The organism is Enterococcus pseudoavium NBRC 100491, assembly GCF_001544295.1.
Lineage (GTDB): Bacteria > Bacillota > Bacilli > Lactobacillales > Enterococcaceae > Enterococcus_A > Enterococcus_A pseudoavium.
Map to the genome: position 1 here is coordinate 1 of NZ_BCQF01000024.1, position 14,819 is coordinate 14,819.

16 protein-coding genes and 1 pseudogene are annotated in these 14,819 nt (G+C 38.6%); 2 read left to right on the plus strand and 15 right to left on the minus strand.

Going from position 1 to position 14,819, the window contains the following annotated elements; genetic code table 11:
• Positions 1-593, minus strand: a pseudogene (locus EP1_RS10505) (cell surface protein); the annotation flags it as partial.
• Between the two features lie 766 nt (positions 594-1,359).
• Between EP1_RS10505 and EP1_RS10510 the strand changes: the two are divergent.
• Positions 1,360-2,289, plus strand: coding sequence for a dihydroorotate oxidase (locus tag EP1_RS10510; RefSeq protein WP_067627151.1), 930 nt, complete (start codon positions 1,360-1,362; stop codon positions 2,287-2,289).
• An 87-nt stretch (positions 2,290-2,376) separates the two neighbouring features.
• Here the strand turns inward: EP1_RS10510 and lepB are convergent, their stop codons facing one another.
• From lepB to EP1_RS10575, 13 genes are all read right to left on the minus strand, one after another.
• On the minus strand, positions 2,377-2,925 hold the full coding sequence (gene lepB / locus EP1_RS10515) for a signal peptidase I (protein WP_067627154.1): 549 nt from the start codon (positions 2,923-2,925) through the stop codon (positions 2,377-2,379).
• A gap of 28 nt (positions 2,926-2,953) precedes the next feature.
• On the minus strand, positions 2,954-4,375 hold the full coding sequence (locus EP1_RS10520) for a S41 family peptidase (RefSeq protein WP_067627156.1): 1,422 nt from the start codon (positions 4,373-4,375) through the stop codon (positions 2,954-2,956).
• 82 nt (positions 4,376-4,457) lie between these two features.
• Entirely contained in the window at positions 4,458-4,679 is a 222-nt protein-coding gene (locus tag EP1_RS10525; RefSeq protein WP_067627159.1) for a YozE family protein, read from the minus strand.
• A 32-nt stretch (positions 4,680-4,711) separates the two neighbouring features.
• A complete protein-coding gene (locus EP1_RS10530; RefSeq protein WP_067627161.1) occupies positions 4,712-5,356 on the minus strand; it encodes a YpmS family protein in 645 nt (214 codons plus the stop codon).
• Positions 5,356-6,207, minus strand: coding sequence for an SGNH/GDSL hydrolase family protein (locus tag EP1_RS10535; RefSeq protein ID WP_067627164.1), 852 nt, complete (start codon positions 6,205-6,207; stop codon positions 5,356-5,358). Before EP1_RS10535 ends, EP1_RS10530 begins: the two co-directional genes overlap by 1 nt.
• Positions 6,208-6,364: 157 nt before the next feature.
• On the minus strand, positions 6,365-7,204 hold the full coding sequence (locus EP1_RS10540; protein WP_067627166.1) for a DegV family protein: 840 nt from the start codon (positions 7,202-7,204) through the stop codon (positions 6,365-6,367).
• A 109-nt stretch (positions 7,205-7,313) separates the two neighbouring features.
• The gene (locus EP1_RS10545; protein ID WP_067627168.1) at positions 7,314-7,808 is read right to left on the minus strand and encodes a dihydrofolate reductase; all 495 of its coding nucleotides are present in this window, start codon (positions 7,806-7,808) and stop codon (positions 7,314-7,316) included.
• A 65-nt stretch (positions 7,809-7,873) separates the two neighbouring features.
• A complete protein-coding gene (locus EP1_RS10550) occupies positions 7,874-9,748 on the minus strand; it encodes an ABC-F family ATP-binding cassette domain-containing protein (protein ID WP_067627170.1) in 1,875 nt (624 codons plus the stop codon).
• 79 nt (positions 9,749-9,827) lie between these two features.
• Entirely contained in the window at positions 9,828-10,397 is a 570-nt protein-coding gene (locus EP1_RS10555) for a MarR family winged helix-turn-helix transcriptional regulator (RefSeq protein ID WP_067627172.1), read from the minus strand.
• Positions 10,398-10,562: 165 nt separating this feature from the next.
• Positions 10,563-11,015, minus strand: coding sequence for a hypothetical protein (locus EP1_RS10560; RefSeq protein ID WP_067627174.1), 453 nt, complete (start codon positions 11,013-11,015; stop codon positions 10,563-10,565).
• A gap of 74 nt (positions 11,016-11,089) precedes the next feature.
• Complete coding sequence (locus EP1_RS10565; protein ID WP_067627176.1) at positions 11,090-11,449, minus strand: thioesterase family protein; 360 nt, start codon at positions 11,447-11,449, stop codon at positions 11,090-11,092.
• Positions 11,450-11,478: 29 nt separating this feature from the next.
• Positions 11,479-12,708, minus strand: a complete 1,230-nt coding sequence (locus EP1_RS10570; RefSeq protein ID WP_067627179.1) for a CCA tRNA nucleotidyltransferase — start codon at positions 12,706-12,708, stop codon at positions 11,479-11,481.
• Positions 12,705-13,055: a nucleotide pyrophosphohydrolase gene (locus EP1_RS10575; RefSeq protein ID WP_067627181.1), complete on the minus strand. Its 351-nt coding sequence runs from the start codon at positions 13,053-13,055 to the stop codon at positions 12,705-12,707. The genes EP1_RS10570 and EP1_RS10575 overlap by 4 nt, the downstream gene beginning before the upstream one ends.
• Before the next feature lie 281 nt (positions 13,056-13,336).
• Here EP1_RS10575 and EP1_RS10580 point away from each other — a divergent pair, with 281 nt between their 5' ends.
• The gene (locus EP1_RS10580) at positions 13,337-14,227 is read left to right on the plus strand and encodes a YitT family protein (RefSeq protein ID WP_083507540.1); all 891 of its coding nucleotides are present in this window, start codon (positions 13,337-13,339) and stop codon (positions 14,225-14,227) included.
• A gap of 43 nt (positions 14,228-14,270) precedes the next feature.
• Here the strand turns inward: EP1_RS10580 and EP1_RS10585 are convergent, their stop codons facing one another.
• Positions 14,271-14,816, minus strand: a complete 546-nt coding sequence (locus EP1_RS10585) for a YpiB family protein (RefSeq protein ID WP_067627183.1) — start codon at positions 14,814-14,816, stop codon at positions 14,271-14,273.
• Between the last annotated feature and the right edge of the window lie 3 nt (positions 14,817-14,819).

The following is a 14,819-nucleotide window of genomic DNA, read 5'->3' on the forward strand; positions in this document are numbered from 1 at the left end:
AGACCATTTGTATCGGTCACAGTTGTCGATTGACCTAACACGGTTTTCACCGTGCTATTATGAAAGCTTGGTTTCTTCTGATAATCCGTGATGGCTTGATTGATTTTTGCTTCAATGGCGGCAATATTTACTGCACTACCATCGGAACGTTTGATGGAGTGTAGCGTGTAGCCATTGACTTCTTGCCAGATCATCTTCTGAGCCACGATATGGGTATCCACATCTGTGCCCGCATTCTTCCATAAAACAGAAACTAGTTTTGCTTTCTCCGGCATATCCGGCAGTGGATTCTTCTCATAACCTGGCGTGAATTCATTGTAAATTGGCACTCCTGGTTCAATACAGAAAATATCTTGTTTCACACCATTGTAGACAGCATAGTGTGGAACGGTGACTTCTGACATGGGCCGGCCGTCACTAAAAGTGCCTTCAACCGCATATTGATGCGCCAAATCCAGTTCCACCGTTACTGTTTGTGGATGGGAGATCTTCTCGGCAAAGGCAATCGTTGGACCAAGAGAGCCGCCAATTGTTTGACCTAATAGAGCCAACGCCGCAAACAGGCGCCAATTCTTAAATCTTGGTTTTTTCATAGTGTATTTTCCTTTCATAAAGATACTATTTTGTTGTTGCTTTATCTTACGTGTCTTTCTAAATTGATTCTGTACTCATCTTGTATGACTAAAAAGCAAATAAAAAAGACATCAACTTGCGATGTCTTAGAAATTACTTATTCGTTATTAAATGAAGTTCAAACTATGTTACGTTCTTATGAAGAAATTTACTTATTATATGCTCAAATATGATTTAGCTTGTCAATCCATGCTGTTAATAGTAAACGCTAATTACATGGGACAAAATATGGGACAGTTTGGGACATTCATATAAAACTATGAACAATATGGTTTCTAACTTTAAAAAATAGTAATTTTAACATTCATTATAAATAACACAAAAATTATAGTTTTTCACCGTTATTACGATGATAGGAGAAAGAAATATTACATGAAATTTATAAATCAATATCTAAAACTTAGTAAACTACTATTTGTCAGAAGGAAACCATTGAATAGTCATATACTAGGCACTTCCTTTCAACTTACATTCTTTCTCAGAAGGCGATTTAAGCAGCCTCCACGTGCGTTTTGCTGAGTATTTCTACCAGTCATTTTTTCACCGCTAAGCATCCTTGGCATTTTACCACAAATTGTTAAAATATTAAATACTCGCTAGTTTTGAAAAATAGCAATCAACTTGTTTGGGGAATTAAAATTGACTAAAACAATACCACTATGATACGTTTCTAATTGAGAAACTTTCTCAATCGAACAATTATTCCAACACTAAGGAGACAAATATATGCTGAATACTCAGTTCTTAAACTATACATTAACCAGTCCAATTATGAATGCTTCTGGCGTCCACTGTACAACAACGGAAGAACTGCAAAACTTAGCAGATTCCGCCGCAGGAGCAATCGTTACAAAGAGTGCGACCAAACATTTCAGAGTGGGAAACCCTCATCCCCGCTATGCGGATCTTCCTCTGGGCAGTATCAATTCAACCGGTCTAGCCAACAATGGCTTTGATTATTACTTAGATTACGTCTCCTCAAATAATTTGGAAGGAGCCAAACCGTTATTTTTCTCGGTTGCTGGCATGACTTTTGAGGAAAATTTATATATGCTAAATAAAATTCAAGCAAGTTCTTTTACAGGTATCACTGAGTTGAACCTTTCTTGCCCAAATCTGCCTGGAAAACCGCAAATCGCTTATGATTTCCCTTTAACTGAACAAATTTTGACCAAGATCTTCAGTTTCTTTACTAAACCGTTAGGCGTCAAACTTCCGCCTTACTTTGATCTAGTCCACTTCGATCAGATGGCAAAGATTTTAAATCAATTTCCCCTCGCTTTCATAAATTCCATTAACAGTATCGGAAACGGTCTCTATGTCGATACGGCCACTGAAACGACGGTCATTAAGCCAAAAGATGGTTTTGGTGGAATTGGTGGCGCCTATGTGAAACCGACTGCCTTAGCGAATGTGAACGGTTTTTATCAACGACTAAATCCACAAATCAAAATCATCGGGACCGGTGGTGTCAACTCCGGACAGGATGTGTTTGAACACTTGTTATGTGGTGCTCAAATTGTCCAAGTAGGAACAGCCTTGCATCGTGAGGGTCCACAAATATTTTCCCGCTTGGCAAATGAATTAGCTGACCTTATGGAACAAAAAGGCTACCAATCGATTGAAGACTTTCGAGGGAAAATAAAAACAAGTTAATTTACAAATTACTAAAAACAAGATGGCTTTAATTTCTAAAAGAAGAAATCGAGGCCATCTTGTTTATTCGCGATTATTAAAATTTTTTTAGGAAATAAGCTTGATATGCTTTAAGGGAAAATAGACTGCTTGCGCTTTTCCTAAAATATCACTGCTTTCAACGGTCCCAAACGAGCGACTATCTTTTGAGACTCGACGATTGTCGCCTAAAACAAAATACTCATTCTTTGGCAAGCGCTTTTCACCGATTAATTCTTCCAATTGAAAATCGGTTGTATAAGGTGAGACTTGGTGATCATGATTACGATTATTCGTTAAAAAGGGTTCTCCGACTTTTTGATTGTTGATATAAAGCTGATCTTTTTCATAACGAATGTCATCACCTGGCAAACCGATCACTCGCTTAATATAAATGGTTCCGTCCGGCTGCTGAAAAACAATCACATCAAAGCGTCGAACCTTACTGAATTTTTCCATCAAAACCATATCCCCTTGGGCCAAGGTTTGATTCATTGAATTACCGGTCACGGGAACGGGAATTAATAAAAAACCACGAATTATTACTCCTACAAAAAGAGCAATCAAAAAGTATTTGATTCCCAACCATAAATGGGCTCTTGTCAGTAGTTTTTTCAATTCCTTTCCTCCCTCAAAACCGATACTATTATTTCTTTTTCAATACTTCAAGGGCCTTTTCATAGGCAACATCATTCGCTTTCACTAGCTTAAAGACTTTTTCTTGTAAAACATCAATTGTCTTAGGATCTAATGCGCCAGTGGCGGATAAATTATTCTCGGTTTGAATCTTAGCCACGGCATCTTTTGTAGCTTGATTAAACAAATTTCCTTCAGTTGGATACCCTAAAGCTTTTAGTATCGTGTTAATATTTTCCACAGCATCTCCCGAATCACCCAAACGCCAATTTGATTGTTTGGAGATTGGTGGGAGTTTGGCATATTCGGGATAATCTGCTTCAATCGTTGGCACCACGCCTTTTCCTTCAACGGATGAGCCATCTGGAGTATACCATTTCATAATTGTTAATAGAACGTAATTATTATCGCCGATTGAACTAATACTTTGAACGGTTCCCTTACCAAAAGTCCGCACACCGATTAAGGGGTAGTTCTTATTTTTGACTGCCGCTGCTAATAATTCGGCACCATAAGAACTTTCTTGATCAATCAAGAAAATCGTCGGTTCTTTGACCTTAAACCCTTGATCAATTTTTTTCCCGGCTTTATCAATCGAAATTACTTTTTTCTTATTAGAGAACTGAGCAATTGTATCACCGTTTTCTAGGAAATAGCTGGCTACGCGCTCAGCTTCTGCCATCAAACCACCAGAATTTTGGCGTAAATCGATTACGAAAGATTTGGCGCCTGCTTTACGCAGCTCTTCAACAATCGTCCGAAATTCTAAGGCAGTCGTTTCACGGAAATTATCAATTTCGATCGAGCCGATCGACTGATCTTTCACATCAAGACTTCCTTTGACCGTATCTTCAGGAACAACATCCCTTTCGATGGCTACTTCAAATTTCTCATCATCTCGCTGAATCAATAGTTTGACTTGCGTCCCTTTTTCCCCACGAATCATCGTTGCTATCTGGTCCAGAGATTTATCCTGGGTCTTTTGGCCGTCTACTTCTAAAATAATGTCACCAGCCTTTAACTTGGCTTTTTCAGCAGGTGAATTTTTTACTGGAACGCGGTCAATCACCGGCAGACGGTTTTCCAGCTGTAAATTGGCCCCAATCCCTTCAAAACTTCCAGCTACTTTTGCATTCAATTCTTGATTCTCTTGGTCAGTCAAAAATTCTGATTCAGGATCTTTCAACGATTCCACCATGCCATTTAAAGCTCCTTGAATCAACTTCTCTTTGTCGACTTGATTTACATAATTTGTACTGATCAGATCATATAAATCCTGAACATCATCTAAATCATTACGGGTAATTTTTACGACAGAATCATTATCCATCGTTTGTTTCTGATCAATAAAATGTGTCACTACTGCGGTAATCACGATCGTGCACACGATCGAAATTAAAAAAATCGATACTGGTATTGTTTTTTTCTGCAAGGCGCATTTTCCTTTCACCCTTTTTTTCATGATAGCACGCTAGAAAAAAAAGGAAAAGCCTTCCACAACTTTTCCTTCTTAATTATTTATTGTTTTCTAAATATTTCTCCCAAACTTGATCAAATAGATCCATTGAAGCTAAATAATCGACACTCAACTCTAAGTAATCGGTAATTTCATGGTAATCCTCTGACTGTTTAGGAAACATGATATCTTTAGCCACTGCTCCAGCGAACGCTTCGACTGGATCATGCAGATTGTGGCCACGTTCGGTCAAGATATAATGATAAAAACTTCTGCGCAATTCATTCACCTCGCTGGTTATTCATGATTTTGTCAATCATTCGTCTTTTTTTCTTTAGGTAAATACAAACTAAATTGAATATCATCGCCCACTAGATCAATATGATTGGCTTTGATAAACATACCGTTATTCAATTTGAATTGATTTAACTTTAAAACAACCGTCTGCTCGTCAGGATCAATGGATACCCATTTAGGAAATTTATAGCCGCGCTCAATAGCCGCCATCACTTGGCTCACCGGTAGATTCAACGTTCCGATTGATAGATCGCGAGCCTTCAATTGAATATTGCCATTATCCATAACATACGGATCAAAGTAAAGATAAAAATCAACTTTTGCTCCTAAAAGTTTGAACTGACCTTTTAACATTGCTTGATTTTCTAAATAGAATTCATATTTAACCGCCGAATCTTTTTGCAGATCATTTAAAAAGTATTCCATCACCGTATTTAATTTTTTCTTATTGGTATTCATGGTCAACACAGGTGAACCTTTAGGTACTGTGGTTTCACTGCTAGGTGGCAAGTTCGTTTCACGCACGGTGAATACACGCACGGTTGCAAAGATGACACCACCTAAAAGGATCCCCACTAAAACTAGAAAAGCAATTTTCCAGCGATTGATTTTTTCCGTTGTTTTCGTTCTTATGGTCGTTTCTTTTTTGGGTTCTTCCATTAATTGCCCTCCTTTATTAACCATAAATCTTGGGTATCCACAATTTTTTCCTGAATCGCCGTGGCCATCAATTGATAGCCTAAGTTATTTGGATGGAAGTTGTCTTCATCATATAAAACATTGTTTTTAACTTCACCATTTGAACTTTCACTCGTGTTATTACTGTCTTTTGTAGCAATCCCTTTATACAACAGGTCATTAATCGGAACAAAAAAACAATTTGTCGTTTCTTTGGTCAATTTTTCTGTTTCAGTATTCCAATTATCTACCACGGTCTGCATGCCTTTGATGTCAGGAAAGTTTAAATAGTAAGGATTATAGATTCCTACCACGTAGATCGGTGCTTTGGGATTTAAGTCTCGCATTTCTGTTAAAATTGCTTCAACTGATTTTCCATATTTTTTTATCGAACGATCAAATTGTTTAGCGCTTTTAGCGGTAATATTCTTTTGGAAGGCTTGAAAAAGGTCATTTCCACCAACAGTCATTGTAATAAAATCTGCACTGGCTAAACTGTTCCGTAAATCAGAATCCTTTTTGACTCGCTTTAATATTTGATCACTACGTTCACCAGAAATCCCGTAGTTATCCTTTTCAATAGAAGTCAATTCATATTTTTGTTGTAAATGATTTGCCACTAAAGGCACATAGCCTCCGCGTTTAGTTTCATCACCGATTCCTTCAGTTAGCGAATCCCCCACTGCTACAAAGTGAACAGATTTCTTATAATCCGAGGTTTTATCCTGGACCACTCGAAGACGGGATTCAGCTTTGGGAATCGTCAAAAATAGAACCAGCAGAGTAACGACTGCTACTATTACGGGAATCATAATTGTCGAAAATCGTTTCATTTATCTACTCCTTTACCAAAAGCTGTTGAACAATCAGCAACCATAGTTTAAACCTAACATTGTAAAACTGGTTAATCTTAGTTTGAACTACTAAGGAAATTTAATTTTTTGAGCTCTGATATTAAAAAAATGCCTCTATTTCTAGAGGCAGACTCAACTAATCGGTATAATACATGATCGCAAAAGCCCCGGGACCTGTATGAGTTGCGACGATTGGGTTAGTATGTAGCACAGGGATATGCATGTCAGGAAACATTTCTTGTAACGCCTGTTTGGCTTCATCAATAAAATCCAACTTACCAGCATAAGAAATCCCAATTTGCTTTACGTTGACCTTTGTTAGCTCATCTTTAAAAGACGCAAACCATTTGCTGAAAGTTTTTTTCCCACGTCCTTTTGTGATTGGTAACAGCTCACCTGCTTCAAGCTCCATAACGATCCGCATATTCAACACACTGGAGATAACTCCTGTCACACGACTGATTCGACCGCCTTTAACTAAGTTATCCAAAGAAGATATTCCAATAAATAGTTTACTGTGGTTTTTCACTCGCTCAACACCTGCTAATACCTCTTCTAAAGAAGCTCCAGCCTGAGCAAGTTTTGCGGCTTCGATTACTTGAAATGCTTGCGACTGGTCAATAAAGCCGCAATCGATTACAGTGACATTGCTGCTACTTAAAAAGGTAGCCTGACGTGCTGCTTCAGCAGTTCCGCTCAGTGTATGGGACATATGGATCGAAACGATCGGACTCCCGTCTTTTCCTAATTCATCATAAAGCTCCGCAAAATAACCAATTGGTGGTTGACTTGTTTTGGGTAGATTTTTTGATTGAGCCATCATTTCCATAAAGCGCTCCCCGGTTAATGCGTCATCATCCGGATAAACTACGTCATCAATCATCACTGATAACGGAATCACAGTAATATTTAAGTCATCACGGACAGATCGTTCGATCGTACAGGATGAGTCAGTTACAATTTTAACAGTTGGCATTCTGATCCTTCTTTCCATACCTAGTTTCAAATTAATTTTAGTATATCAAAACTGCAGAAATAAATCATTGTTGAAACTATTTCTTTATAAATCTTGAAAAACCGAATCATTATGACCCGGTTTTTTGATAACGCTCAAAATAGTAACGATAAGGATTTTTTTCATCCCTTTGACCTAATTTACGTTCCACCAACTGCCAATCATCCCAAGAAACAGCTGGAAAATAGGCATCGCCTTCAAAACTTTCTTCGATAAAGGTCCGATAAATGCGTTCGCAATAAGGTAGAAATTCCTGATAAACGGCTGATCCACCTGCAATAAACGTCGTTCCAGCAGTCTTTTGATCATAATCAAGTACTTCTGACAACGAATGCATAACTAACACATTTGCAGCTTGATATTTCTTATCTCTGGTCAAAACAATCGTTTGACGATTAGGCAGTGGTCTGCCTCCCATTCCTTCAAACGTTTTTCGCCCCATCACTAACGTATGATTGATGGTCGTTTCCTTAAAAAAACGCAGATCATTTGGCAAATGCCAAGGCAACTGATTTTCTTTCCCAATCAAGCCATTCTTATCCTGCGCCCAAATCGCGATCAACATACAGCTCCTCCTAAATCTTCCGTTTAAAGCAATCCTCGCTGTCACTACGTGCTGAATCGTTTGAATTAGTTTCCTTCAACGATCTCACTCAAATATTCCCAGCGGGTCATTTTCTCTTCTAATGTTTGTTCGGTCAGATCAATCTCTTTTTGCAAGTCTTGTAACTTTGTAAAATCATCCCCTTGATGATTCATCGCTTCGGTTAATTCATCAATTTTTTCTTCTAATAAAGCAATATCGTCTTCAATACTTTCCCATTCTTTTTGCTCATTGTAGGAAAGTTTTTTCTTACGCTCTTTTGGTTGAGGCTTCACCTTTGGACTTTTTTCTTCTTTTACTGGTGTCTGTTGAGCTAAGTAGTCGATGATCGAACCAAAGTATGAAGTAATCTGCCCGTTTCCTTCAAAAATCAATAATTTTTCAGCTACCTTATCTAAGAAATACCGATCATGAGAAACCGTAATCACTGCACCAGAAAATTCTTGTAAGTAATCTTCTAAGACTGTTAAAGTTGCAATGTCCAGATCGTTGGTTGGCTCATCCAACAGCAAAACATTGGGTTGCTGAATCAATAGTTTTAATAAATAGAGGCGTCGTTTTTCGCCACCAGACAACTTACCTATCAAAGTTCCATGCATAAAGCGTGGAAATAAGAAACGCTCTAAGATTTCAGCTACACTGATTTGTGAGCCATCCCGTTGCTTGACTTCCTCAGCCGCTTCTTGCAAATAAGCGATCATCCGTTTATTGGGGTCTAGCGTCTCATTTTGCTGCGTATAATAAGCTAATCGGACCGTCTCACCAATTTCCAATACACCGCTGTCCAAAGGCAGTCGTCCCGCTAAAATATTCAATAAAGTCGATTTGCCTGCCCCGTTTTTCCCGGTAATCCCTAAACGCTCTTTTGTTTGGATTAGTAAATCAAAATGATCTAAAATCTTTTTGCCTTCAATTTGATACGAGGCCTGTTTCAGCTCCAGCACTTTTTTTCCTAAGCGGGTCGTGGCAATATTCACTTCAAGTTGACCATCAGTTTTGACTTGATGCAGATTTTCCTTCAAATCTTCAAACCGATTGATTCGAGCTTGTTGCTTAGTAGTTCGAGCTTTTGCTCCCGCTCGCATCCACGCTAATTCTTGCTTATAGAGCTGTTTTCTTTTACCTTCTTGTTCAACCGCCACGCGATCGCGTTCAGCTTTTTCAACTAAATAAGCCTCATAATTTCCTTGATATTCATATAGTTTACCAAAGGAAAGTTCAAAAATACGATTGGTCACCCGATCCAAGAAATAACGATCATGCGTGACCATCAATAAAGAGCCCGGATAGCTTTTCAAATAACTTTCTAACCATTGAATCGCATCATAATCCAAGTGATTGGTTGGTTCATCCAGTAATAATAAATCAGGTGCATCAATTAGAACTTGCGCTAGCGCCACACGTTTGATTTGTCCACCGGAAAGTTCACTAATTTTTTTATCCAACGTATCAATGCCCAATTTATTCAAAATCGCTTTGGCTTCGCTATCTGCCGTCCAAGCATCTTGTTTGTTCATCGCTTCTTCAGCCAATGAAAACTTTCGTTGTACTTCACTCGTGTTTTCATTTGCTAATTGCAGCAATGCCTTTTCGTACGCGCGAACGGTTTGCATCAATGGGTTATTTCCTTGAAATATTGCATCTAAAACCAATAGTTCGGCTGCAAAATTTTGTTCCTGAGCTAGGTAGCCGATCCGATAATCACTGGCTTTCTCAATCGCCGATAGATCACCATCACCACTATCCTTACCAGCTAAAATCGTTAATAAACTGGACTTGCCAGTCCCATTGACCCCAATCAAACCGATTCGATCCTTTTCGTGAATCAAAAAAGAGATCCGATCAAATAATGTTTTATCGCCGAACGTCTTATAAAGTTCTGTAACTTTCAATTCTTTCATCTTGAACCATCCTCAAATTTCTCTTTGTCATTGTAACAAAAAAAAGCCGTAAAGGAAATTTTTCCTTCACAGCTTTTGGTTACCAACTGAAATCATCGAAAGAATGAAAATGGGCATGTCCTCTACCATGGGAGCCACCAAATCCATGGGGACCATGACCATGATGATGTCCGCCAGCAAAGTCTCTACCACCACCGAAAAATTCTTCAGCCTCTTCTTCTCCCAATTGATTTTTTAAAGCTTCGCTAAACTTTTCAACTAAGCGTGACCATTCAGCTTTTTCATCATTGGTAAAATCAGCAAAAAGTTCTTCGCCAAAGTCTGGTGCTTCAGTTACTTTTTCAGCTTCAGCTTTCCCAAGATCCGTTAATCGAATAATCATTACTCGTCGATCTTCTTCAGAAGCTTCACGAGTGATAAAATTTTTATCCTCAAGTTTTTGTAATAATTCACCAACCGACTGAGGACGCATTCCTAAAACAAAGGTCAACTCTTTTTGAGTGATTTCAGGATTCATTTTTAACAGTGCTAAAACACGGCCTTGCCCGCGATGAGGACCAAATCCTTGATTTTTTGCCATTTGACGGTGATAGTAACGTCGTAAGTCATGTTGTAATTTCATAAATTGCTCATTCATTTGATTTTCCATTGAACTCTCTCCTCTTTGATAAGGTACCTTACAGATATATAATACAGGTACCTTACTAAGAATTCAAGCGTTATTTCGCTTTGTTCAGGTACCTTATCACTTTCTTTAAATTTTCTAGTTTTGAATATAAAAAAACAAGTATCTTTTCAGATACTTGTCTCATGCTTAAAAGTGGTTGCTGTACACGTCATCAACATTTTGTGTTGGATCAATCACAATATATAAACTCTTCGTTTTTTCGGAGACCTTCGTTGATTGATATACGTTGTCTAAGCCTTCGTTATCTTTGTCTTTATATGGGAAGTAAACAGAATCTGGATGTCCCGAACGATAAATGATTTCCATCCGTTCGATGTCTTCAAATTTACGTGCACGTTCAAACATGCCCATTTCTAAACCGCCTAGATTAATATCAGACGTTTGAACATGGTCGCCTTCTTGATAAACTTCAATTTTAAAACCGGCACATGGGTGAATTTCTACAAATTCGCTACCATGGATGCGGCCGAAGCTAGTCGTAATCTGTTTGATCCACAGATCTCCAATATAACGACGATCGATTGTCCAAGTTTCCCCATTGCGGAAAAAGAATTTTAATGCTGTCATTTCTCTTGCCATTCTACATTCTCCTCACTACTAATCTAAACCAAGTTTAGCATACCTTAAGTAAACGGTCACATGTTGTGCTTCTATTACAATTTTGCCAAAAAGGCAGTTTTATCGACAATTACACGCTGATGACTTGCTTGACCGATCAATTGATCCTTGTCATAGGCCTCTATGGAAAAAGAAATCTTTTTCCCATCCTCTTCGACAATTTCCGCTATCACGGTGACCTCTGCGCCAACCGTCGTAGGAGCTAAGTGTTTGAGATTCATTTTGAATCCTACACTGGTCTGTTCAGCCACCAGTTCAGCAGACAATAAAAGTTTGCTACAGTTTTCCATCATCGCAACTAGCGCCGGGGTAGCTAAAACTTCTAAATCGCCCGATCCCATCGCCTGTGCCGTCTGATCTGTTCCAACTTGATAATCCTTTGTTAGCTTTTTCATAGAGGTGCCCTCTTTCTTTACTTAGATTCTCAACTATTGAATAAAGAACTATTCGCTTTTAAAAATTGATCGGCAAACGCCAAAAGCTCAGCCTTTTCATTTTTCAAGCGACCTTCCACGACTTCTTGCTCTAACGTATGGAGCGTCTCACTGATCCACGGGCCGCGCCGATAAGTAAAATGTTCCATCACTTCGTTGCCTTTTACGGCTAACTCTTTCAATGAATGAATCGGTAAATACTGATAAAGCAGTCGAATCTTTGCTAAATTCGGCTCACGGTCAAAATAATACAATAAATACTCCACCGAAAGTGCTAATTCCCGACCTAATTGATATAAGCTCCAGTTATCCCATTCAGCTTTTAAACGGAATCGCAAAGCTGGCACCATTTGAGTCACTTCTTTGATTAATTGATTCGAACACTTCCATTCCTTCATCAGATTACGAATGTCAGAAATCGTTAGCTCCAACATCGTCATCAACAAGGTCCAAGCTTGACGCTCTGTCGGAATCGCTGGCCCGTGAAGTTCAGCAAAGTTTAATAATGCTTCACCGTAATTTCGTAATCCTGGACAATAAATATAGCATTCTGACTCCACAAAAGAACGTAGTCCCGCCGATCTAAAGGAGCCCATCATAAATTTGACAAATTCCACATTGATTCGCTCCACTGAAATCTTTGCCAGTAAAGAATGATATTCTTGGATTGCCTCAAAGGTGTTCGGTTCCAATGTAAAACCTAAATGACTAACAAACCGCAAGGCCCGCATCATTCGCAGAGCATCTTCATGAAAGCGCTCATAGGGGTTGCCTACCGCTCGTAAAACCTTATTACGTAGATCCTCCAATCCATCAAACAAATCAATTACTGTACCATCAATTCCGACAGCTAAGGCATTGATAGTAAAATCACGACGTTTTAAATCCTCTTTTAGCGAACGCACAAATTCTACGTGATCTGGCCGACGATAATCTTGATACGTAGACTCGGTCCGAAAGGTGGTTACTTCATAGGTTGCTTCTTTAGTGATTACCATCACTGTTCCATGGTCAATCCCCACATCAATCGTGCGGTGAAATAATTCTTTTACTTCAGCAGGAAAGGCGCTAGTTGCAATGTCCACATCATGGATCGGTTTATTCAACAAAATATCACGAACACTGCCTCCCACGTAGTAGGCCTCATAACCAGCGCTTTGTAATTTACGCAGAATTGGCATCGCTCCTTGAAATTCTAACGGAAATGCTTCTAACTTCATGCTTCATCACCTGCTGTCAGTCCATCTTTTCGCTCAAAACGAAAACGATCGCGTTGATTAAATTTTTCCATATTTTGATTAAAGACTTCCGTCAAATCAATTCCTAAAGAATTTGCCATAATAATCGTGACAAAAAGCACATCACCCAGCTCTTCAGCCACTGTATTCGTCTTTTCACTGGCTTTTTTAGTTTTTTCCCCATAATAATGATTGACTTCGCGAGCCAATTCACCGACTTCTTCCGTTAAACGAGCCATTTGACCCAACGGCGAAAAATAACCAGCTTTAAATTGTTGGATATAATCATCAACTTCTTGCTGCATGATTTTCATTGTCTTTTCATTCATCAAACCACCTCAAACCTATCTTATCAAAAAACAGATTTGTTTCCTATCATGTTGTTGTAACTATCTGTAATTCATGCTATGTTGGTTGAGGATGAATTTTGTGAATTCTATTTTTTTATTTGTCGAATTCCGATGAATTTAACAGTAATTATAGTCAGAAATACGCACTCGCTATTTTTGGCTTTCGGCGGAATTTCACAACGTTTCATACGTTCGTTTGTTAGGGCTTTTTTATAGCTTGCGAAGCACGTATTGTATTCTATCAATTTAGGAGGTGTCATATGGAAACAACTATGGCAACGCGAATCAAAGAAATTTCATTTATTATCGTAGGAACAGCGATTTATGCATTTGGTCTCGTTTATTTAAATATTGCCAATCATTTGGCAGAAGGTGGAGTGACGGGTATTACCTTGATTATTCGTGCTTTATTTGGCATTGACCCAGCTTACACTACCCTGCTGATTAATATCCCATTGATTTTAATTGGCGGAAAAATTTTGGGGAAACGTTCTTTCTACTATACAATTTTAGGAACTGTTTGCTTGTCGGTCTTTTTATGGATCTGGCAAAGAATTCCTCTACAAATTAATTTAGATCATGATCTATTTATTGTCTCTATTTTAGCTGGATTATTTGCTGGCTTCGGTAGCGGCTTAGTTTATCGCAACGGCGGAACAACTGGTGGTGCGGACGTGATTGCGCGAATTCTCGAGCAAAAGATCGGCTTTACCATGGGTAAGTCACTCTTAGTTTTTGATATTGTCGTTTTACTTTGCTCACTGACTTATTTAGATTTGAAACGAATGATGTATACTTTGATCGTCTCCTTTGTTTTCAGCAAAGTAGTTGATATGCTTTCCTCTGGTGGGTACGCTGCTAAGGGTGTCATGATCATCTCAAATGAAAGTAATGTAATCGCCGAATTATTGATGTCTCACCTAGAACGTGGGGTTACTTATCTTCATGGCGAAGGCGGCTTCTCTTCTGAAGTAAAACGAATTGTTTACATCGTAGTTTCCCAACAAGAAATCAATGAAGTCAAAAAGATTGTACACTCCGTTGATGAAAAAGCATTTATCCTAATCAGCAATGTTCATGATGTCGAGGGAGAAGGTTTCACTTACCTCAGACCTCAGCGGCGACGTTTTACGTTAAAACGAAGTAGTTAAAAAACCAGCACCAAGACATTAATTTTGTCTTGGTGCTGGTTTTTTATTCGTATAAAGCCAATTTCAAGCGGCTCAATTCATCAGATAAAGTTAAGAACGCTTCTTTATCACCGGCTTCTAAGGCCAAATCAATTTGTTTTTTCAGCAAATTGATTTGAGCTTCTTGTTCTTGCTGCTTCAAAAAATTTTCAACTTCGGAAACAATTTCTTGACTGACCGTGTCATTCCATGAAAGCGCAGGATTGTCTTCAAGCACCGATAAATACTGGGCATTTTGCCAAGAATTGGGGAAAATACATTCTAGATACAAAGGTTGCTGCCAATGCAGACGAATCTCATGAAAAATTTGATCACTATTTGAAAATTGATGTCCTTCTATTGAAAACACCATCGCTTCTTCCCGTTGACTGATATCGCGAAAGACCAGTCCCCGCTTTGTTTCCAAGGCTTGCTCGACGATATGAACATTCCGTAAAATCGCCTCGTGATTAATTAAATAGTTCAAAATCCAAATTACTTCTCGCCGTTGAAAACTTACATTGTTAATCAACCACACGAGAAATTCACGCTTTTCAGCTACATCGATCATTTT